The organism is Nocardia sp. NPDC127526 (genome assembly GCF_042672265.1).
Lineage (GTDB): Bacteria > Actinomycetota > Actinomycetes > Mycobacteriales > Mycobacteriaceae > Nocardia.
The window spans coordinates 139,814-158,181 of the sequence record NZ_JBHXVO010000012.1 but is presented as its reverse complement, the minus strand read 5'-3'; the positions used below and the strand labels follow the sequence as shown (position 1 = coordinate 158,181).

Here is an 18,368-nt window from a genome sequence, read left to right as displayed (position 1 = left end):
CCCGCCGCCCAGCCATTTACAGCAGCGTCCATTTACCGTAATTTGATTACGGTAGTAGTTTGCTTATCAGTCCGACGTGAGCGCTGGAGGCGGCCATGGACGAAGTCATGCGAAGTGTCGGGCCGGTGCAGCCGATGACGGCATACCCCACCGTCGACGAACTGAACGCGTTCATCGACGGGCTGGCCGCCGAGCATCCGACCCTGGTGCAGATCAATGAGATCGGGCGATCGCGGGCGGGTGATCCGATTCGGGACGTGCAGATCGGTTCCGGCCCGCGGCAACTCGTGGTGGTGGGCAATCCGCATCCCAATGAACCGATCGGAATGGCCACGATCCGGCACCTGCTCACCCGGCTGGCACGGGATGGGGAGCTGCGGAGAGGACTGGGAGCGACCTGGCATTTCGTGCCGTGCATCGATCCGGACGGCACGCGCCTGAACGAAGGCTGGTACCGCGGCCCGTTCACTCGGACACACGTGGCGCGCACCGTGTTCCGGCCGCCGGGCGCCGAGCAGCCCGAGTGGTCGTTCCCGGCCCGCTGGCGCGATCAGGAGATCGGAACGCCCATGCCGGAGACCCTGGCGCTGATGAAACTGATCGACGCGACCCGGCCCGAGTTCATCGCCTCACTGCACAATGCCGATTTCGGCGGCGGCTTCTTCTATACGACCGGAGGCGACGCGGACTACTGGTCGGCGCTGACCGGCCGGCTCCTGGAGAACGGCGTGCCCATCCATCAGGGCGAGCCCGATGCGCCCGGCGCCGGTCTGCGCGCGCCCGGGGTATTCGAACTGCCGACCGTGGCGCACATGTGCGATGCCCTGGCCGAGACCGGCGCGGATCCGCTGGCCGAGTTCACCGGCGGCGGCGCCCACGATTACACCCTCGACTACGGCACCGCCGTGCTGGTCTGTGAACTGCCGCTGTGGACCGACCCGCGCGTATCGGACGACTCGCCCGGCGATCGGCCCCTGGCGGAGGTCCTGCGGTCCACCGCGGCGTATCACGAGGACACCGCGCGGGCCGTGAGCGCGGTCCTGGACCGGGTCGGCCCCGAACCGGCCGTGGACAATCCGTTCCGGCCGGCCGTCACGGCCCTGCTGGGATCGGTCCGGAATTTCGCCGCCGCCAAACGCGCCGCACCCGCTCCCGAGCGGAATGCCACGCGGGCGGAGATCTTCGCCGAGCAGTATCAGTGGGCGGCGCTGCTGCGATTGCGGCTGGGCGGCATGCTGGTTCGCATGCTCGCGGCGGAATCCGCCGCCTCACCCGTGGCCGAGGCGGAGCGCGTGCGGTTCGGCGACCTCTTCGAGCAGTGGTGCGCCGAGATCGAACGCGAGGCTCCCGGCGAGCCGGTTCCCCTGGACCGCCTCGTCACCATTCAGTCCGCCGCCATCGTGACGGCGGCGACCCGGCTGCGCGACGGCCTGCCGATTTGACCGATACTGTCGGAGCCGTACCGCCGACCGAAGGGATGCGATGCGCCTGACCCGCGCCGAAGCCCGGCAACGCAATCGGGAGGCCCTGATCGAGGCCGCCATTGCCGAAATGGCGGCCAAGGGCTACGCGGCGGCCCGGCTGGAGGACATCGCCGAGCGCGCCGACGTCACCACCGGGGCCGTCTATTCGATCTTCGGCAGCAAGCAGCAGCTGCTGGCGGCCACGGTGGAGCAGGTCGGTGACCGGATCGACGCCTCCACAGTGGATCTGGAGGATCCGGACCTGACCGTGACGGCGGTGCTGCACGGCCTCGCCGCGCACTACTTCCGGATGGCCACCGACCATCAGGCGCGCCGGCACATGGCCTTCGAACTGGAATTGACCAGTGCGGCCCTGCGCGATCCGGCCGTCGGCGAGATCCTCGTCGAGGCCATTACCGGCGCCGGCGACAAACGCCTCTCCGAACTGCTGACCGATCGCCGGCTCACGGATGACCCCGGCGCGCCCCGCACCAATGCCGAACAGGCGCACCGGATCGCGGTCGCGGTGAACGCGCTGCTGGGCGGGCTCGCCCAGCGCGCGGTGCTCGCCCCGGACACCGTCACCGAGGACGATTTCCGCAGCGCCGCACTGGCACTCGCGACGCTGGCGCACGCCTGACAGCGTGCGGCGCGGCCGCTGCTGCGGGTCATCCGCACGCCGACCCGGTGCGCTCGGCTCGGCGCTGCCGCGGCACGCGGTGCAGGATCACCACGGGCACCGTCCGATTCGGGTCGGCGAGGAACTCCCGGAAATCCGGGGCCAGGTCGATGATTCGCGCGATCAGGCCGTCGCGCTCGGAGTCCGCGGCGATCCTCGCCACGGCATCGTGGATCTCGGCGCCGATCTCCACGGTGACCGCGGGGTTCGCCCGAATATTGTGGTACCAGGCGGGAAGTCGGCCCCCGCCCAGTCCACGGGCGACCACCACGGGGTGGCCGCCGACCTCGACGTACGCCAGCGGATTGGTGCGCCGCAGCCCGGTGCGGGCGCCGACCGTGGTCAGCAGCACCAGGCTGGTCCCGGCGAATCGGCCGCCGACCCGGCCCCCGTTCGCGCGGAACGCCGCGATGACGCGCCGCTGGAACTGGTGATGGTCGCGCTCGGGCAGGGTCGGGGTGTGCATATCAGCAGTTGCTCGGGGCGGGTTCGCCGCGGAAACGGGCGTCGATCCAGTTGACGGCCGACGGTACGCCGAGCACGGCGGTGCTGAGATGGTCGGGGCTGGAGAACAATTCCGACAGCACCGGTACCCCGGCAGCGCAGTAGCGGTTCATGGTGTTGTCGATCGCGTCCACCGGGATGAGCGCGTCCTGCGGGGCGTGCCATTCATAGATGGGCGCCATCGGAATGCCGTCGTGCAGTTCGAGGCTGTTCGCCTCCACCACCTCGCGCGCGCTCGCCGACTCGATCAGCGAGATGGATTTCGCGACGTCCATGACGCCGCGGCCGGCGCCGGCCAGCAGGATGTCGTTGGTGCAGCCATTGGCGATGCTGTCGCGAATGGCCAGGCCGGTCGCGTTCATATGCTCGCTGATGGGCAGCTGCTCCGGGTATTCGCGTTCCATGCCGATGGCGGCGGCGATCGCCAGCCCGAAGACCGGATGGCGCTGATAGCCCAGGCCCTCGATCATTTTCAGCATGTTCATCGGCACGCCGCCCTCGGCCGCGCCGACCAGGTTCAGTTCCGGGGCGTATTCACGCTGCAGCGCCGCCGCCCAGGCGGTCGCCATCCCGCCACCGGAATAGCCCATCATCGCAACGGGACTCGCGGCCAGGCCCAGTTCGGCCACGCGCTGTACGGCGCGAATACCGTCGAGGGTGATCAGCCCGCCCAGCCGCGCCGCGCCATAGGCGAAGTTCGGGCCGAGATGATCGGGCAGCGCGATCGACCAGCCGCGCGCGAGCACCGCATTGAGCGCGGGGGCCTCCTTGACCTGCAGGTTCGGGTCCGATGTGTAGAGCACCTGGGAGACGGCGCATTTCGAGCCCAGGCCGTTGATGATGTGCTGATAGGACAGCAGCGGCGCGTCGGGGCGATGGTTCATCGGGGTCAGCACCGTGGTGGTGGCCGCGATCGGCCCGCCGGTGGAATTCGTCGACCGGAATTTCACCAGCGTGACCCGGGCCCCCGGAAAACTGAACAGCGGGGGCATCGGGCGCACCGCCAATACCTCACCGGGCGCCTTGGAATCGATATCGGGGGGCGCGGCGAAGAATGGATCGGGATTCGGAATCGGATACACCGGTGTCGCCGCCGCGGTGGCCGGAGCCAGCAGCAGCGCGGGCAGAGCGGTCAGCAGCAGGAAATGCTTTATTCGAGCTGACGGCATTGCGCCTTCCTCCATTCGACGTTTGCTGACGGTTTCAGTGAGCCAGGGCCGCCGCCATGAACGGCCAGGAATCGTGGAGATCCTGCTGCCAATACGGCCAGGAGTGGGTGCCGTCCTGGCGCAGTACGAAATTGGCCGGCACGCCGACCGCGGTGATCCGCCGCTGGAAATCCAGGGTGCAGTCGTGAATTCCGTATTCCAGGATCGCGCCGAACGTCACCGCCTGCGGCATGAGCGGATCGGTGAGGCTGGCCGGACCGGGCACCCCATTGCCGGACGACACGTACACCGCCTTGCCCGCCAGCGCCGCGGCATTCGTCATGGGATCGTGCGCGGCCCAGGCCGGGTCGCCGTCCCAGCCCCACATATTGTCCGGATTGCCGCCCACCCAGCCGATGGCGTGCCGGATTGCCATGCGCGCCTCGTTGCTGAGCGTGTCCGGGCAGCCGCTGAACATGGCCAAACCTTCGTAGAGCCGGGGGTGCCGGGTGGCGAGCACGGCGGCGGAGGCCCCGCCCATGGACAGCCCGCCGATCGCATTGCGACCGGTGCCGTGGAACCGCTCGTCGATGAGCGGGGGGAGCTCCCGGGTCAGGAAGGTCTCCCATTTGAGCACGCCGCCCAGGGCGGGTTCGGGCTGCTGCCAATCGGTGTAATAGCTGCCTTTTCCACCGATCGGCAAGATTACGTTCACATTCTTGTCGGCGAAGAACGGCACGATATCGGTCTTCTGCGTCCAATTGGTCTCCGACGGACCGGTATCGACGCCGTCCAGCAGATAATAAGCCGGTCGCGGAGCGGTGCCGGCCGGGTGCAGCACATCGACGGTGATCACCCGCCGCATGGCGGCGGAATACACCGACAGCTGAGACCGCTTGGGGCTCAGTTCCGTTATTCGGACGATCTCACTGACATTTACCGGTTCGGCCGCGACGCTGCGGGCGGTGACGAGCAGCAATCCCATTGTGAGGACCGCCGCGAGGGTTGCTCTGCGTTGTTTCACGGTCATCGACTCCCACCATCGGGATGTCTATCCGGACGCCGATCACACAATATGTGAAAAATTCGCGTCCGCGCCGGATATGTCCGATCCGCGTGTCGAATGCCCTCAGGACTCGATATGGAACGAGTCGCTGCGCCCGCGCGCCTCCAGCCGTCCGTCGCCCCAGCTCGCACTGCCGTAGGCGTCGACCTCGATGGCGTAGTCGCCCGCGGTCAGGGCCGCGGGCAGCCGCATCGAGGTCCACGGGTGCCGTTCCACAATGTCCAGGTAGGTGCGATGCGCGGCATCGCCCAACGCCACCAGGAAGATTCGCGCGTACTCGAACTTCTTGTGCGTCCCGGCTTCCGGGGACCAGGTGATGCCGAGCGAGCGGCTGTCGGTGAATTCGACGGCGACCCGCAGCGTCGCGGCCTGCTCGAGCCCGGCCTGGTGCCTCACGACTTGCCTCCTACGAATCTCTGCATCCAGGCTGGCACGGACCGTCCGGTGAGGCAATGTGAATGGTCAGCGGTCGCACGGCTCGCTCGACCGGCTCACCGATATCGGCGACGGTGACGTGCCCGAGCACGATGTGCTGGGTGAGCCCGTCGGCCAGGGCCTGCAGGCCGCGCGCCGTCGGCAGCACCTCGACGTCGGCACGGAATTCGCCGCCCGCCACTGCGACCTGTGGTGAATGTCAGGTGAGCCCGGCCTCGTGGGCCAGGATCGCCGCCTGCACCCGGTTTTTCAGGCCGAGCTGCCGCAGGGCCGCGCTGACGTGGAATTTGACGGTGCCCTCGGAGAGGAACAGCTCGTCACCGATCTCCTGATTCGACAGGCCGCGCCCGACCAGTGCGAGGACCGCGCGCTCGCGCTCGGTGAGGGATTCGAGCTGTTTCCGCGCCGCCGCCGCCCGGCCGAGGTCGCCGCCGCCGAGGTGGGCGATGACCTTCTGGGCGATACGTGGTGACAGGTAGGCGGCCCCGCCGGCCACCGCGCGGACGCCGAGGATCAGCTCACGCGGATCGGAGGCTTTGAGCAGGAATCCGCTGACGCTCAGTTCCAGTGCCCGCGCGATGTATTCGTCCTCGTCGAAGGTGGTGAGCAGGACGACCGCGACCTCCGGCAGGGTCGCGCGCAGTTCGGCGGCGGCGCGCAATCCGTCGAGGCGGGGCATGCGAATGTCCAGGAGTACGAGGTCGGGGCGGTGCGCGCGGACGAGATCGATGGCCTCGCGGCCGTCCGCGGCCTCGGCGACCACCTCGATGGCGGGATCGGTGGCGAGGATGGCCCCTACGCCGGCGCGAATCATGGCCTCGTCGTCGGCCAGTACCACCCGGATCGTCACGGCGATTCGGTTCCCGTCTCCGCGAGCGGGATTCGCGCGATCACAGCGAAGCCGCCGTTCTCGGGTCCGGCGTGCACGGTTCCGCCGAGCAGCCGCACGCGCTCCCGCAGCGCGGCCAAACCGGTTCCGCCACCGGCGGATTCCCGTCTCTCGGCCGGTGCGGAGTTGTGCACGGCGACGGTGGCGGCTCCGGCGTGCCGTTCGACGCTCACCGTCACCTCCGCGCCGGGGGCGTGCCGGGCGGCATTGGTCAGCGACTCTTGAACCACCCGGTGCACCGCGCTGTCCACGGTGGGCGGCAGGGCCGGGGTTCCGGGCCGCAGCGCGACCGCCAGTCCGGCGCGGCGGGCGCGGTCGACCAGTTCGGCGATCGGCTCGCCGGCGGGCTCGGTGGGGGCGACGCCGTTTTCGCGGAGCAGGCCGACGGTGCGGCGCAACCGGTCGGTGGCGGTCGTCGCGGATTCGCGCAGGTGCGCCGCCGCCGCGCGGGTGCGGTCGTTCAGCTCGGGATCCAGTTCCAGCGCACCGGCGCGCACGGCGATCAGGGCCAGTTCGTGACCGAGCGAGTCGTGCATATCGGTGGCGATGCGCGCGCGTTCACGCAGTTCGGCTCGGTCCGCGATGAGTTCGCGCTCTCGCTCCAACTGGGCCACCCGCGCCCGTCCGGCGCGCACCAGTTCGGCTTGCTGCCGCCGGAAGCGGCCCGCCAGCCACGGGAGGATCACGAACAGGCCGAGGCATGCGAGGGCGCCGAACCCGATCGCGAAGTTCACCGCCATGGTGATGAATCCGGGCGCGGCGACCAGACCCAGGACCACCCCGCCGCGTCGCGTCGGGCAATGCCGCCCGTGCAGGTACCCCAGCAGGACCAGCAGCAGGAACACCGTCTGCCGCCAGAGCGGAAGCGCGTCGAGGAACAGACCGTTGACCAGGCACAGCGCCGCGATCGACGCCAAGCTCGCCCGGTCCCTCATGCCTTCGACCCTACCGAGGCCAGCCGTACCGCTCGCGCGGCCGCGGTCGCGGCGCCGGCCGCCGCCGCGATCACCAGCGTGATCGTCATCGGCGCGGCGAAATAGGTGAGCTGTGCCCAGGTGACCGTGCGGCCGTTCACCAGCACCGTGATCAGTTGCGGGTACGCCGCGAGGATCGACAGCGGCAGTAGTCCGGGCAGCAGCCGGATTCCGATCCGCCACCGGGCCCGCCCCGCGCGTCGGCTCGCCCATCGTCGCGACCGCCAGACGCCCAGGATCCCCAGCACCGACGCCACCGCCGCGAGCAGTGCCAGCGCCAGTTCGAACAGTTGCCGGTCACCGCCCGGGATCTCCGGTGTCACACCCCGGCTCATGGCGACGAGGCCGGAGAGGATGTCATAGGTGTCGTCGTGGAGCGCGGCGCTATTGGCCATGACCGCGAACCCGTAGCCGGTGCCGGGATCGATGGCCTGGACAGCGTTGTAGGTGAACAGATTTCCCGAGTGCAACAGCAGGTCGGCGCCGTGCAGGCGCTCCGCGCCCCAGCCCATTCCGTAGTCGTGATCGCCCTGCGGGGAGTGCACGACCTCCAGGCTGCGCGGCGCCACCAGTTGAGTTCCCTTGCCGTTCTGGCTGATCAGCCAGTGCCCCATATCGGCCGCCGTGGTGATGACACCGCCGCTCCCGCTGTCGTCCAGGAACCCCGGCAGCTCGGGCCGCGCCACCCATACGCCGAATATCGAATTGAATCCGCGTGCGGGAGTGACTTTTTCGTCGGAAACCGCACTCGAGGTCATACCCAGCGGATCGAATATCCGCTGTCGCATGTACTCACCGAAGCCGAGTCCGGACGCCACTTCGACCAAGCGGGCGGCCACGTTGTAGTTGGCATTGCAGTACCGCCATTCCGCGCCGGGAGCGGCGGCCAATGTGCCGTCGCCGAGGACCGACACATACTCGCGCAGCGAGGCCGCCGTCTCCGTCGCACCGATATCGACGGTCGAATCGGACAGTCCCGACGTCTGATTCAGCAACTGCCGCACGGTGATCGAGGACGCTCGCGGGTCCGCCATCCGGAACTCCGGGAGCTGGTGCGCCACCGGGGCGTCCAAGGCGACCCGGCCGTCGTCGACCAGCCGCAGGACCGCCATCGCGGTGAAGGATTTGCTCAGCGAGGCGACCCGCATCGGGGAGTTCGCGGTGAGCGCATCGCCATTCGAGTCGTGCCCGTACCCGGCGGCGTGCACGATCTCGCTCCCCCGGGTCACGACCACCGACAGGCCGGGCAGGCCGGTGGATGCCATGGCCCGATCGAGATAGGCGTCGATGCTCGCGGGCGTGAGTTCGGTGGTCGGCGTGGCATGGGCGATCGGGGTGACGAACGGCCCGGCAAACAGGCCGATCCCGGCGATCAGACCGATGAGCTGGCGTTTCATGCCCGCAAATCTAGGAATCCCCCGGAGTCTCGGAATCTGCCGATCGGCCGGGATCGCACTGACGAAAGTCGAGTACTCCCCGGGCTACGGGACGAACTGGAGGGTGGAGGGCTTGCCCGATTCGAGGGCGGCGGTGTGCGCGGCAATGGTGAGGCCGTCGCTCAAAGTCTCACCGGCGTCGAGTTTTTCGATGAGGCGGGCCTCGGCCTGTTTGATGGCGGCCGCCGCGTCGAGGAGGGAATCGGCTTCCTCCGGATCGACCACGACCACGCCCTCGTCATCGGCGAGGATCAGATCGCCCGGAGATACCGGCACGCCGCCGCAGGTGACGCGGACCTGGAGTTCACCGAGTTCGGAGGTGGTTCCGGCCATGGGCGTGACGAACCGGCTGTAGACCGGCAGCGGGCAGGTGCGGACGTAGCCGATATCGCGATATCCACCGTCGACGATGATCCCGCCAAGCTTGCGCACCAGCGCCCCGCGCGCGAAAAGCTCACCGGCCAAGGCGATCTCACTGCCGCCGCCGTCCACCACCACGACATCGCCGGGCGCGGCGGCTTCGATGGCCCGCAGCGCGCCGAAGAAGTCGGCGGTGCAGCGAACGGTGAAGGCGGGACCGAGGATTCGGGTGGCGGCCGAGCGCGGGCGCATGGCGCTGTCCATGACCCGCAGCGATTTATCCGCATCGCACAGGGCGGTCGTGTCGACGGAGCGGAATTTCTCGGTAAGTCGATCGGCGACCATCGGCGACGCCCTTTCGAGGCTCGAATCGGGTGGGCCACCCGACTCTACTGACCGGGCGGCCCGGTCCGACGTTGATTTCGGTGGCCGATTCGTTCCGTTCCGCGCGCTGCGGGTCCCGCGCGCGCGATACTGGGTTACATTCCCCTGAATCGATGACTTCGTAGCTTCACCCGACCAGGGAGGCCCACGATGACAGTCCCCGAAGGTTACCCGGTTCCGCCGCCGCTGCAGCCGCCCATGCGGGAGCCGACGGTCGATCTGGATGTCTTTCCGCCGCAGCAGCATTCCCGCTGGACCGTGCTGTTGCGGCTGATTCTCATCATTCCGCAGGCCATTGCGGTCTGGGCGCTGGGGATCGCGGCGCTCGTGGTGGTGATCTGCGGGTGGTTCGGCGCGTTGTTCACGGGTCGCCTGCCGCAGTGGTGCGGCGACTTCCTGCGCGGGTACACCGCCTACACCACCCGCGTCTACGGGTACGGCATGTTGCTGGTGGACGACTATCCGCCGTTCTCCTGGGACGCGCCGGAGTACCCGGTCCGCGTGTGGTTCCATCCGCCGACGGAACTCAATCGGCTGGCGGTGCTGTTCCGGCTGATTCTCGCCTTCCCGATTCTGGTGCTCTCCAGCTGGCTGACCAGCGGGTGGGCGGTCATCTCGATCATTCTGTGGCTGATCGTGCTGATCACCGGCCGGATGCCGCAGGCGGTCTTCGAATCCACCGCCGCGGTGCTGCGCGCCCAGCTGCGCACGGGCGCATACACCTATCTGCTGACGCCCACCTATCTGAAGGGCGTCTTCGGCGACGGGCAGGCGTCGACCGGGCCGGCCATGCCCACCGGGCAGCCCGCGCAGTCCCCGACGCGGCCGTTGCTGGTCTCGGGCGCCGGGCGGGTGCTGCTCATCGTCATCCTGGTCGTGGGCATTCTGACCAGCTTCGCGCAGTCCACCGTCAACACCTCCAGCTATGACGACGAGACCGACACGGTCTCCTCGTCGCACCGGATCAATAGCCGCTAGCTATTCGTGTGGCGGTAAACACAGCGACTCTGGTTAATTTCAAGCAACATTCAGCGTCGCCCCGCCGATAGGTTCACACAGAGCATGCGCGACAACGGCTTTTCGCTGTTGTCGCGCACGCATGTGTAGTGCCCGGTGCGGGGGCCGGTTCCGAACAGCCCTGCGGTCATTGCCGACCGCGCGAGCGAAAGGACCGGAATCGATGCGATCGATTCGTGGAGTGTCGGACTCGTCCAGACCCGGGAGCCGGTGGGCTCGCCGGACGGGGCTGGGAGTGGTGTTGTCGGTGCTGGCATCACTGCTGGTGGTGCTGACCGGCGGCGGGACGGCCACGGCGGCGTTCAATCCGGCCGCCTTCGACTTCTGGGTGGAGTCGCCCACCATGGGACCGATCAAGACGCGCATTCTGCGCGCGGCCGACGGGAATACCGATCGGGTGGTGTACGCGCTCGACGGAATGCGGGCGCGGGAGGATCTCAGCGGCTGGGAGATCGAGACGAATATCGCCGAGGCGATGGCGGCGGCGAATATCAACGTGGTCATGCCGGTGGGCGGTCAGTCCAGCTTTTACACCGATTGGAACGCTCCCAGCGAATTCTTCGGAATCCCGGCGGGAACCGGGTCGGCCAATACCGGATCCGGTGCGACGGACGCGCTCTCGGGCGGGCCGGGCAAGAGCTACCGGTACGAGTGGGAGACCTTCCTGACCCGTGATCTGCGGTGGGCGCTGCGGGATCGGCTGGGCTTCAATCCGAACCGCAATGGCGTGTTCGGGCTGTCCATGGGCGGCAGCGCGGCGCTGACCATGGCCGCCTACCATCCGGATCAGTTCAGCTTCGCGGGCGCGTTCTCCGGGTATCTGAACATCTCCGCGCCCGGCATGCGGGAGGCGATCCGGCTGGCCATGATCGACGCGGGTGGATACAACGTGGATTCCATGGCGCCGCCGTGGGGGCCGCAGTGGCTGCGCATGGATCCGTTCGTGTTCGCGCCCAACCTGGTGAACAACAACACGCGCCTCTACATCGCGGCGGCCAGCGGGCGGCCCACCGCCATGGACGGGCCGAATATGGGCACCGTGAACGGTATGGCGCTGGAAGCGTTGGCGCTGGCCAATACTCGCGCCTTCCAGGTGCGCATGGCCACGCTGGGCGGCGGCAATGTCGCGTACTCGTTCCCCGAGTACGGCATTCACGCCTGGAACAACTGGCAGGACGAGGCGTACCGCATGCTGCCGGATCTATCCGCCAATATCGGTTAGCGCCGCGATCGAGGTTTCGAGGGCCGCCGGCACATCGGCGATGCGCAGGTGTGCGCGGTCCCGGACCACCCACTCCCCCGCGACCATGACGTCGGTGACATCGGATGCTGTTGCCGCGTACAGTATTCCGGCCTGGTCCGCGCCCGCGGTACGGAGCGATCCGGTGTCGACGCAGACCAGGTCGGCTCCCCGGCCGGGCGCGAGTTCGCCGAGGCCGGACCAGCCCGAGGCAGCGTGCGCGGTTGCGGCGGAGAGCAATTCGCCGGGGGTGAAGCGGCCGCGGCGGGTGCTGGCCAGGCGCTCATGCCATTCGAGAGCCCGGGCCTCGAACCACGGGTCGATGACGGATTGACCGTCACTGCCCAGGCACAGGCGCACACCCACATCGGCCAGCTGGCGCGCGGGGCCGATGCCGTCGCCGAGGTCGGATTCGGTGCTGGGGCACAGGCAGACCCAGGATTCGGCCAGTGCGGTGATATCGGCCGGATCGAGGTGGGTGGCGTGCACGGCGACCGTGCGCGGTGTCAGCGCACCCGCCGCGGCCAGCAGCCGGGTGGGCGTACAACCGTGCCGGGCCAGGCATTCCGCGTTCTCCTGGGGCTGTTCGGAGAGATGGACGTGCAAAGGCCGGTCGGCCGCACCGTGCACCACGGCCGGGAGCTGCTCGGCGGGCACCGCGCGCACCGAGTGGATCGCCGCGCCGACCACCACGAGGCCGCTTGCGGGGCGGAAGGATTCGAGGCGATGCGCCCACGCGTCGGCGTCGCTGTCGGCGAAACGTCGCTGGACGCCGGTGGGCGGCCGGTCGAATCCGCCTGCCAGATAGCAGACATCCAGGAGCGTCAGGCGGATACCGGCGTCGGCGGCCGCGGTGACCAAGGCGTGGGAGAACGCATTGGGGTCGTCGTACGGCCGACCGTTCTGCTGATGGTGCAGGTAATGGAATTCGGCGACGCTGGTGTACCCGGCCAGCACCATCTCGGCATAGACGGCGCGGGCCAGACGGTAGTAGGACTCCGGTTCCAGCCGTTCGGCCAGGGCGTACATGTGGTTGCGCCAGGTCCAGAAGCTGCCGCGATCGTCGTGGGTGCGCCCGCGCAGGGCGCGGTGGAAGGCGTGCGAGTGAGCATTGGCGAATCCGGGCACGACCAGCCCGGGAAGAACAGTGCCGGTGGGAGTTTCACCGACGGCCACGCCAGTGATCACGCCATCCGCGACCTCGACGCGCACCCCGTCCGCGACTCCGGAGGGCAGCCATGCCCGACGACACCAGTACGTCTGGACCGCGCCCGGCCCGGTGGCGGACGCACCTCCCGTGCCGCTCATCCGGCCAGACTCCGCAGTACCCGCGCCAATTCCATTGTCCCGTGGTCGATATCTGCGGGCTCGGCGAATTCCTCCGGCGCATGGCTGATTCCGCTCGGATTGCGCACGTACAGCATGGCCGTCGGGACGAAGGGAGCCAGCACCGCGGCGTCATGACCCGCACCGGTGGGCAGCACCGGTGCGCCGCCGAGCAGTGTGGTGAGTTCGTCGCGCAGCCGGGGATCGAAATGCGCCGTGCCCTCGAACGACTGCTCCACGACGTCCAGCCCGCACCCCTCGAGTTCGGCCGCGGCCCTGGCCTGTTCGGTGATCGCGGCGACCAGCTCACGAACGTTCCCCGGTTCGGGCAAGCGGGCGTCGAGCCAGACGTCGACCTGCGAAGCGATGACATTGGTGCCGCCCGGGGTGGGCACGAGCCTGCCGACCGTGGCCCGCGCCTCGGGCACGGCGGCCGCCGCGCGACGCACCGTGCGAATCATGTCGGCGGCGGGCAACATCGGGTCGCGACGGTCGTCCATGAGCGTCGTCCCCGCATGATTGCCCTGCCCGGTGAACGTGAACCGCCAGCGCCCGTGCGGAATGATGTTGCTGCCCACCGCCAGCGGCGAATCCAGGTGAATGAGACCCCGCCCCTGCTCGACATGCAGCTCGACGAAAGCCCCTATCCGCCCGAGTGTTTCGTCATCCCGGCCGAAATGCTCCGGCACCAGCCCCGCCACCCGCGCCGCCTCGGCGAACGAAGTGCCATCCGCATCGCGCAGCACGAGCGCATCCGCCGGATCGAGCGTGCCGGTCAGCAACCGGGATCCCAGACACGGCACCCCGAACCGCCCACCCTCCTCCTCCGCGAACACCACGATCGCCAGCGGCCGCCGCGGCACGAACCCCTCCGCCCGCAACATGTCGAACGCCGCCAGCGCACTCACCACCCCCAACGGCCCGTCATAGGCCCCACCCCCCGGCACCGAATCCAGATGACTCCCGGTCACCACGGCATCCGCCCCCGGAGCCCCGAACCAAGCCCACACATTGGCATTCCGATCCACCTGCACATCGAGCCCCCGCACCCGCGCCGCCGCGGAAAACCACTCCCGCAGCTCGGAATCGGCAGTCGTGAAAACATGCCGCGAGTAGCCTCCCCGCGCCCGGTCGGCACCGACCGCGCTGATCTCGGACAGCAGATCATTGGCGGATGTCATCGGCTCACTTCTCCCACATCGGAACTCGAAGGTCTTTGGCGCGGGCGACGGTTTCCGCTTCCGGATAGCCGGCGTCCACGTGGCGTAGGACGCCCGTGGCCGGGTCGTTGGTGAGGACTCGTTCGATCTTCTGGGCGGCGAGGGGTGTGCCGTCGGCGACGGTGACCTGGCCGGCGTGGATGGAGCGGCCCATGCCGACGCCGCCGCCCTGGTGGATGGAGACCCAGCTGGCGCCGGAGGCGGTGTTGACCAGGGCGTTGAGGAGGGGCCAGTCGGCTATGGCGTCGGAGCCGTCGGCCATGGCTTCGGTTTCGCGGTAGGGGGAGGCGACCGAGCCGGCGTCGAGGTGGTCGCGGCCTATGACGATGGGGGCGGAGACTTCGCCGGTGGCGACCAGTTCGTTGAAGCGGAGGCCGGCGCGGTGGCGGTCGCCGTAGCCGAGCCAGCAGATGCGGGCGGGCAGGCCCTGGAAGGCGACGCGGTCGCCGGCGAGGCGGATCCAGCGGGCCAGGGATTCGTTCTCCGGGAACAGGTCGAGGATGGCTCGGTCGGTGGCGGCGATATCGGCCGGGTCGCCGGAGAGGGCCACCCAGCGGAAGGGGCCTTTGCCTTCGCAGAAGAGGGGGCGGATGTAGGCGGGGACGAAGCCGGGGAAGTCGAAGGCGCGCTCGTAGCCGGCCAGTTCGGCTTCGCCGCGAATGGAATTGCCGTAGTCGAAGACCTCGGCGCCGCGGTCCAGGAAGCCGACCATGGCGCCGACGTGCAGGGCCATGGAATCGCGGGCGCGGCGGGTGAATTCATCGGGTTTGCGACTGGCGTAGTCGTCCCAGTCCTCCAGGGCGATGCCGATGGGCAGGTAGGTGAGGGGGTCGTGGGCGGAGGTCTGGTCGGTGACGATGTCGGCCTCGACCTCGCGGCGCAGCAGTTCGGGCAGGATCTCGGCGGCATTGCCGATGAGCCCGACCGACAGCGGGCGGCGGGCCTTCTTGGCGGCCATGACCCGGGTGAGGGCGTCGTCGAGGTTGTCGGCGATCTCGTCCAGGTACCGGGTCTCCACCCGGCGCGCGGCATGGCGCGGATTGCATTCGATGCACAGCGCCACGCCCTCGTTCATGGTGATGGCGAGCGGCTGCGCGCCGCCCATGCCGCCCAGACCCGCTGTGACGGTGAGGGTTCCGGCGAGGCTGCCGCCGAAGCGCTTGGCCGCCACCGCCGCGAAGGTCTCGTAGGTGCCCTGCAGAATGCCCTGGGTGCCGATGTAGATCCAGGATCCGGCGGTCATCTGCCCGTACATGGTCAGCCCGAGCTGCTCGAGCCGCCGGAACTCCGGCCAATTGGCCCAATCGCCAACGAGATTGGAATTGGCGATGAGTACGCGCGGCGCCCATTCGTGGGTGCGCAGCACGCCCACCGGCTTGCCGGATTGCACCAGGAGCGTCTCGTCGTCGGCGAGATCGGTGAGGGTGCGGGCCAGGGCGTGAAAGCTGTTCCAGTCCCGCGCCGCCTTTCCCGTCCCGCCGTAGACGACCAGATCCTCCGGCCGCTCGGCGACTTCGGGATCCAGATTGTTGTGCAGCATCCGCAACGCGGCCTCGGTCTGCCAGCTGCGGGCCGTGCGCGACGTGCCGCGGGCGGCTCGGACGATATCGGTCATGGTTTCGAAACCCCCTGCTCGAGAATCTGATTCACCGCACCGGAGCGAATGAGCCGCTCCACCGCCGCGATATCGGGCGCCAGATGGCGATCCGGCCCCGGCCCGGGTACCCGCTCCCGCACCAGATCCCGCGCCGCCGCGGTCACCGGCGCGGGCCGCAGTGGTGCGCGGAAATCGAGAGCCCGTGCGGCGGTGAGCAATTCGATGGCCAGCACACTGGTCAACCCGTCCACGGCGCGGCGCAGCTTGCGCGCGGCGGCCCAGCCCATGGACACATGGTCCTCCTGCATGGCGCTGGACGGAATGGAATCCACCGAGGCCGGCACCGCGCACCGCTTGAGCTCGGAGACGATGCCCGCCTGGGTGTACTGGGCGATCATGTATCCGGAGTCGACGCCCGGATCGTCGGCCAGGAAGGCCGGCAGCCCGTGCGACCGGTGCACATCCAGCATCCGGTCGGTGCGCCGCTCGGCGATGCTGGCCACATCCGCGATGGCGATGGCCAGGAAGTCCAGCACGTACCCGACCGGCGCGCCGTGGAAGTTGCCGTTGGACTCCACCCGCCCGTCGGCCAGCACCACGGGATTGTCGATGGCGGAGGACAATTCGCGCTCGGCCACGGTCTCGGCATGGGCCAGGGTGTCGCGCGCGGCCCCGTGCACCTGCGGGGCGCACCGCAGCGAGTAGGCGTCCTGCACACGCGGGCAGTCCTCCCCGCGATGGCTGGCCACGATCTCCGAATCCGCCAGCGCCGCCAGCATATTCGCCGCCGACACCGCCTGCCCGGGGTGCGGCCGCAGCTGCTGCAGATCGGCCGCGAACACCCGGTCGGTGCCCAGCTGCGCCTCCACGCTCATGGCCGCGGTCAGATCGGCAAGATCGAACAGCCGATGCAGATCCGCGATGGCCAGCAGCAGCATGCCCAGCATGCCGTCGGTGCCATTGGTCAGCGCCAGCCCTTCCTTCTCGGCCAGCGTGAGCGGTGTCAGCCCGGCCTCGGACATGGCCTCCGCCATCGGCCGCAATCCCTCCACCACCGGCCGCGCACCCTCCGACCCCGGCCGCGCACCCTCTGCCATCGGCCGCGAATCCTCAGCCCCCGCGCGCGAACCCGCTCCCCCGAGCACCGTGCCCTCCCCCATGAGCGCCAATGCGACCGCGGCGAGCGGCGCGAGATCGCCCGAGCAGCCGAGTGACCCGTATTCGGGGACGACCGGAATCAGCCCGCTGTCGAGCAGTTCGGCCAGCGCCCGCGCGGTCTCGGGCCGCACGCCGGTGTGCCCGGTCATGAGGGTGCGCAGCCGCAGCAGCATCATGGCCCGCACCACCTCCGGCTCCACCGGCGCGCCCGCCCCGGCCGCGTGCGAGCGGATGAGCGAGCGCTGCAGATCGGTCCGCCGCTCCGGCGGGATGTGCCGCAGCGCGAGCGCCCCGAATCCGGTCGACACCCCGTACACCGGCCGCTCGCTGTGCGCCAGCTCGTCGATGTGCCCGCGCACCTTGGCCAGCCGGTCCAGGCCGTCCGCGGCCAGCTCCACCCGGGCGCCTTCCCGCGCGACCGCCACCACCTGCGCGGCCGTCATCGGCCCCGCGCCCACCACCACCCGCTGCGTCCCGATCGTCATGGGCACCATTCCAGTCCTTACGACCTTCGGATTCGAGCACCCACACCCGGATTTCGTCTGGTATTTCAGACAGTACGAACAATGCGAGCGCGAGGCGGGTGTGATGAGTACCGATATCCCGGCCCTGCGCCGCGGCCTGCGCATTCTCGGCCTGCTCGCCCAGCGGCCCAATCCCATGCCCGCCGGGGCCATCGCCCGTGAACTGGCCATCCCGCGCTCGTCCACCTATCAGCTGCTCGGCGAGCTACAGCACGCCGGCTATGTGGCCTACCTGCCCGACGAGCGCCGGTACGGCCTCGGCGTCGCGACCTTCGAACTCGGGTCCGCCTATCTGCGCCACGACCCGCTCGAGCGTCTGGCCGCGCCACTGCTGCGCACCCTGGTCGACACCGCCGGCTGCACGGGCCACCTGGGCATCCTGCACGGCAATGAATCGCTCTATCTCATCGAGCAGCGCCCGCCCCGCCCGCAGACCCTGGTGACCGATGTCGGGGTGCGCCTGCCCGCCCATCTCACCGCCACCGGCCGCGCCATGCTGCGTCACCTCGCCCCCGCGCACGTGCGCGCCCTGTTCCCCACCGCCTCCGCCTTCCCCATGCGCACCGCCCGCGGCCCGCGCGATCTCCGTCAGCTGCGCCGCATCCTGCGCGCCGAGACCGCTCGCGGCTGGTCGGTCGAGGACGGTTACATCACCCCGGGTTTCGCCACCGTCGCCGATGCCGTCTTCGATCACGGCGGCCGGCCCATTGCGGCGCTGAGTCTCACCCTGCGCCACCACTGCCCGGACGAGGATGTCGAATGCGGTGACACTTGGCCGGAATTGGCCGCCGCGGTGCGCATTGCCGCCGCCGCATTGACGACCGCAATCGGCGGCCGCCCGCCCGCGCGATCCTGATGCCCGTCCGTCTCAGTCGATTCCGGTAATAGGCCGGCGGACGACCAGCGGTTTTGTGCAGTAGCGAGCCCGCTCGAGTGCCTCTTTCCGAC

Annotated in this window: 18 protein-coding genes; 6 read left to right on the top strand and 12 right to left on the bottom strand. The window is 69.3% G+C overall.

Annotated elements, in window-relative coordinates:
- Positions 1-95: 95 nt before the first annotated feature.
- Entirely contained in the window at positions 96-1,442 is a 1,347-nt protein-coding gene (locus ACFVIV_RS21265; protein WP_379198802.1) for a M14 family zinc carboxypeptidase, read from the top strand.
- Between the two features lie 40 nt (positions 1,443-1,482).
- Entirely contained in the window at positions 1,483-2,103 is a 621-nt protein-coding gene (locus ACFVIV_RS21260) for a TetR family transcriptional regulator (protein ID WP_379198800.1), read from the top strand.
- Between the two features lie 28 nt (positions 2,104-2,131).
- Here ACFVIV_RS21260 and ACFVIV_RS21255 read toward each other — a convergent pair whose 3' ends face one another.
- The 4 genes from ACFVIV_RS21255 to ACFVIV_RS21240 all read right to left on the bottom strand — a co-directional run bounded on the left by ACFVIV_RS21255 (position 2,132) and on the right by ACFVIV_RS21240 (position 5,256).
- Complete coding sequence (locus ACFVIV_RS21255; protein ID WP_379198798.1) at positions 2,132-2,608, bottom strand: nitroreductase/quinone reductase family protein; 477 nt, start codon at positions 2,606-2,608, stop codon at positions 2,132-2,134.
- A gap of 1 nt (position 2,609) precedes the next feature.
- Positions 2,610-3,815, bottom strand: coding sequence for a lipase family protein (locus tag ACFVIV_RS21250; protein ID WP_379198796.1), 1,206 nt, complete (start codon positions 3,813-3,815; stop codon positions 2,610-2,612).
- 34 nt (positions 3,816-3,849) lie between these two features.
- Positions 3,850-4,824 carry an alpha/beta hydrolase gene (locus ACFVIV_RS21245; RefSeq protein WP_379198794.1) on the bottom strand — a complete coding sequence of 325 codons (975 nt, stop codon included), beginning with the start codon at positions 4,822-4,824 and terminating at the stop codon, positions 3,850-3,852.
- 99 nt (positions 4,825-4,923) lie between these two features.
- Positions 4,924-5,256 (bottom strand): hypothetical protein, encoded by a 333-nt coding sequence (locus tag ACFVIV_RS21240; protein ID WP_379198792.1) that lies wholly within the window; start codon positions 5,254-5,256, stop codon positions 4,924-4,926.
- 58 nt (positions 5,257-5,314) lie between these two features.
- On the opposite strand from ACFVIV_RS21240, the gene ACFVIV_RS21235 reads away from it, so the two are divergent.
- Positions 5,315-5,491 (top strand): hypothetical protein, encoded by a 177-nt coding sequence (locus ACFVIV_RS21235; protein WP_379198790.1) that lies wholly within the window; start codon positions 5,315-5,317, stop codon positions 5,489-5,491.
- A 3-nt stretch (positions 5,492-5,494) separates the two neighbouring features.
- Here ACFVIV_RS21235 and ACFVIV_RS21230 read toward each other — a convergent pair whose 3' ends face one another.
- The 4 genes from ACFVIV_RS21230 to ACFVIV_RS21215 form a co-directional block, all read right to left on the bottom strand.
- Positions 5,495-6,145, bottom strand: a complete 651-nt coding sequence (locus tag ACFVIV_RS21230) for a response regulator (RefSeq protein WP_379198788.1) — start codon at positions 6,143-6,145, stop codon at positions 5,495-5,497.
- Entirely contained in the window at positions 6,142-7,119 is a 978-nt protein-coding gene (locus ACFVIV_RS21225; protein WP_379198786.1) for a sensor histidine kinase, read from the bottom strand. The genes ACFVIV_RS21230 and ACFVIV_RS21225 overlap by 4 nt, the downstream gene beginning before the upstream one ends.
- Positions 7,116-8,555: a serine hydrolase domain-containing protein gene (locus tag ACFVIV_RS21220; protein WP_379198784.1), complete on the bottom strand. Its 1,440-nt coding sequence runs from the start codon at positions 8,553-8,555 to the stop codon at positions 7,116-7,118. Before ACFVIV_RS21220 ends, ACFVIV_RS21225 begins: the two co-directional genes overlap by 4 nt.
- Before the next feature lie 84 nt (positions 8,556-8,639).
- Complete coding sequence (locus ACFVIV_RS21215; protein ID WP_379198782.1) at positions 8,640-9,299, bottom strand: RraA family protein; 660 nt, start codon at positions 9,297-9,299, stop codon at positions 8,640-8,642.
- A 189-nt stretch (positions 9,300-9,488) separates the two neighbouring features.
- On the opposite strand from ACFVIV_RS21215, the gene ACFVIV_RS21210 reads away from it, so the two are divergent.
- Both ACFVIV_RS21210 and ACFVIV_RS21205 read left to right on the top strand, forming a co-directional pair.
- Positions 9,489-10,316: a DUF4389 domain-containing protein gene (locus ACFVIV_RS21210; RefSeq protein ID WP_379198780.1), complete on the top strand. Its 828-nt coding sequence runs from the start codon at positions 9,489-9,491 to the stop codon at positions 10,314-10,316.
- A 202-nt stretch (positions 10,317-10,518) separates the two neighbouring features.
- Positions 10,519-11,577: an alpha/beta hydrolase gene (locus tag ACFVIV_RS21205; RefSeq protein WP_379198778.1), complete on the top strand. Its 1,059-nt coding sequence runs from the start codon at positions 10,519-10,521 to the stop codon at positions 11,575-11,577.
- Here ACFVIV_RS21205 and ACFVIV_RS21200 read toward each other — a convergent pair.
- Genes ACFVIV_RS21200 through hutH form a run of 4 tightly spaced genes read right to left on the bottom strand, consistent with a single transcriptional unit; the run spans position 11,557 to position 17,390 of the window.
- Positions 11,557-12,903 (bottom strand): formimidoylglutamate deiminase, encoded by a 1,347-nt coding sequence (locus tag ACFVIV_RS21200; RefSeq protein WP_379198776.1) that lies wholly within the window; start codon positions 12,901-12,903, stop codon positions 11,557-11,559. The two genes, ACFVIV_RS21205 and ACFVIV_RS21200, sit on opposite strands and share 21 nt — an antisense overlap.
- A complete protein-coding gene (locus ACFVIV_RS21195; RefSeq protein WP_379198774.1) occupies positions 12,900-14,102 on the bottom strand; it encodes an allantoate amidohydrolase in 1,203 nt (400 codons plus the stop codon). The genes ACFVIV_RS21200 and ACFVIV_RS21195 overlap by 4 nt, the downstream gene beginning before the upstream one ends.
- A gap of 4 nt (positions 14,103-14,106) precedes the next feature.
- Positions 14,107-15,756 carry a urocanate hydratase gene (gene hutU, locus ACFVIV_RS21190; RefSeq protein ID WP_379198772.1) on the bottom strand — a complete coding sequence of 550 codons (1,650 nt, stop codon included), beginning with the start codon at positions 15,754-15,756 and terminating at the stop codon, positions 14,107-14,109.
- The gene (hutH, locus tag ACFVIV_RS21185) at positions 15,753-17,390 is read right to left on the bottom strand and encodes a histidine ammonia-lyase (RefSeq protein ID WP_379198770.1); all 1,638 of its coding nucleotides are present in this window, start codon (positions 17,388-17,390) and stop codon (positions 15,753-15,755) included. Before hutH ends, hutU begins: the two co-directional genes overlap by 4 nt.
- Positions 17,391-17,484: 94 nt before the next feature.
- Here hutH and ACFVIV_RS21180 point away from each other — a divergent pair, with 94 nt between their 5' ends.
- Complete coding sequence (locus ACFVIV_RS21180; RefSeq protein WP_379198768.1) at positions 17,485-18,276, top strand: IclR family transcriptional regulator; 792 nt, start codon at positions 17,485-17,487, stop codon at positions 18,274-18,276.
- Positions 18,277-18,368: the final 92 nt, after the last annotated feature.

What these genes read in the sequence shown, in the direction of transcription:
- ACFVIV_RS21265 (WP_379198802.1), top strand. Translation starts at nt 96, where the DNA reads ATGGACGAAGTCATGCGAAGTGTCGGGCCGGTGCAGCCGATGACGGCA.
- ACFVIV_RS21260 (WP_379198800.1), top strand. Translation starts at nt 1,483, where the DNA reads ATGCGCCTGACCCGCGCCGAAGCCCGGCAACGCAATCGGGAGGCCCTG.
- ACFVIV_RS21255 (WP_379198798.1), bottom strand. Translation starts at nt 2,608, where the DNA reads ATGCACACCCCGACCCTGCCCGAGCGCGACCATCACCAGTTCCAGCGG.
- ACFVIV_RS21250 (WP_379198796.1), bottom strand. Translation starts at nt 3,815, where the DNA reads ATGCCGTCAGCTCGAATAAAGCATTTCCTGCTGCTGACCGCTCTGCCC.
- ACFVIV_RS21245 (WP_379198794.1), bottom strand. Translation starts at nt 4,824, where the DNA reads ATGACCGTGAAACAACGCAGAGCAACCCTCGCGGCGGTCCTCACAATG.
- ACFVIV_RS21225 (WP_379198786.1), bottom strand. Translation starts at nt 7,119, where the DNA reads ATGAGGGACCGGGCGAGCTTGGCGTCGATCGCGGCGCTGTGCCTGGTC.
- ACFVIV_RS21220 (WP_379198784.1), bottom strand. Translation starts at nt 8,555, where the DNA reads ATGAAACGCCAGCTCATCGGTCTGATCGCCGGGATCGGCCTGTTTGCC.
- ACFVIV_RS21215 (WP_379198782.1), bottom strand. Translation starts at nt 9,299, where the DNA reads ATGGTCGCCGATCGACTTACCGAGAAATTCCGCTCCGTCGACACGACC.
- ACFVIV_RS21210 (WP_379198780.1), top strand. Translation starts at nt 9,489, where the DNA reads ATGACAGTCCCCGAAGGTTACCCGGTTCCGCCGCCGCTGCAGCCGCCC.
- ACFVIV_RS21205 (WP_379198778.1), top strand. Translation starts at nt 10,519, where the DNA reads ATGCGATCGATTCGTGGAGTGTCGGACTCGTCCAGACCCGGGAGCCGG.
- ACFVIV_RS21200 (WP_379198776.1), bottom strand. Translation starts at nt 12,903, where the DNA reads ATGAGCGGCACGGGAGGTGCGTCCGCCACCGGGCCGGGCGCGGTCCAG.
- ACFVIV_RS21195 (WP_379198774.1), bottom strand. Translation starts at nt 14,102, where the DNA reads ATGACATCCGCCAATGATCTGCTGTCCGAGATCAGCGCGGTCGGTGCC.
- hutU (WP_379198772.1), bottom strand. Translation starts at nt 15,756, where the DNA reads ATGACCGATATCGTCCGAGCCGCCCGCGGCACGTCGCGCACGGCCCGC.
- hutH (WP_379198770.1), bottom strand. Translation starts at nt 17,390, where the DNA reads ATGGTGCCCATGACGATCGGGACGCAGCGGGTGGTGGTGGGCGCGGGG.
- ACFVIV_RS21180 (WP_379198768.1), top strand. Translation starts at nt 17,485, where the DNA reads ATGAGTACCGATATCCCGGCCCTGCGCCGCGGCCTGCGCATTCTCGGC.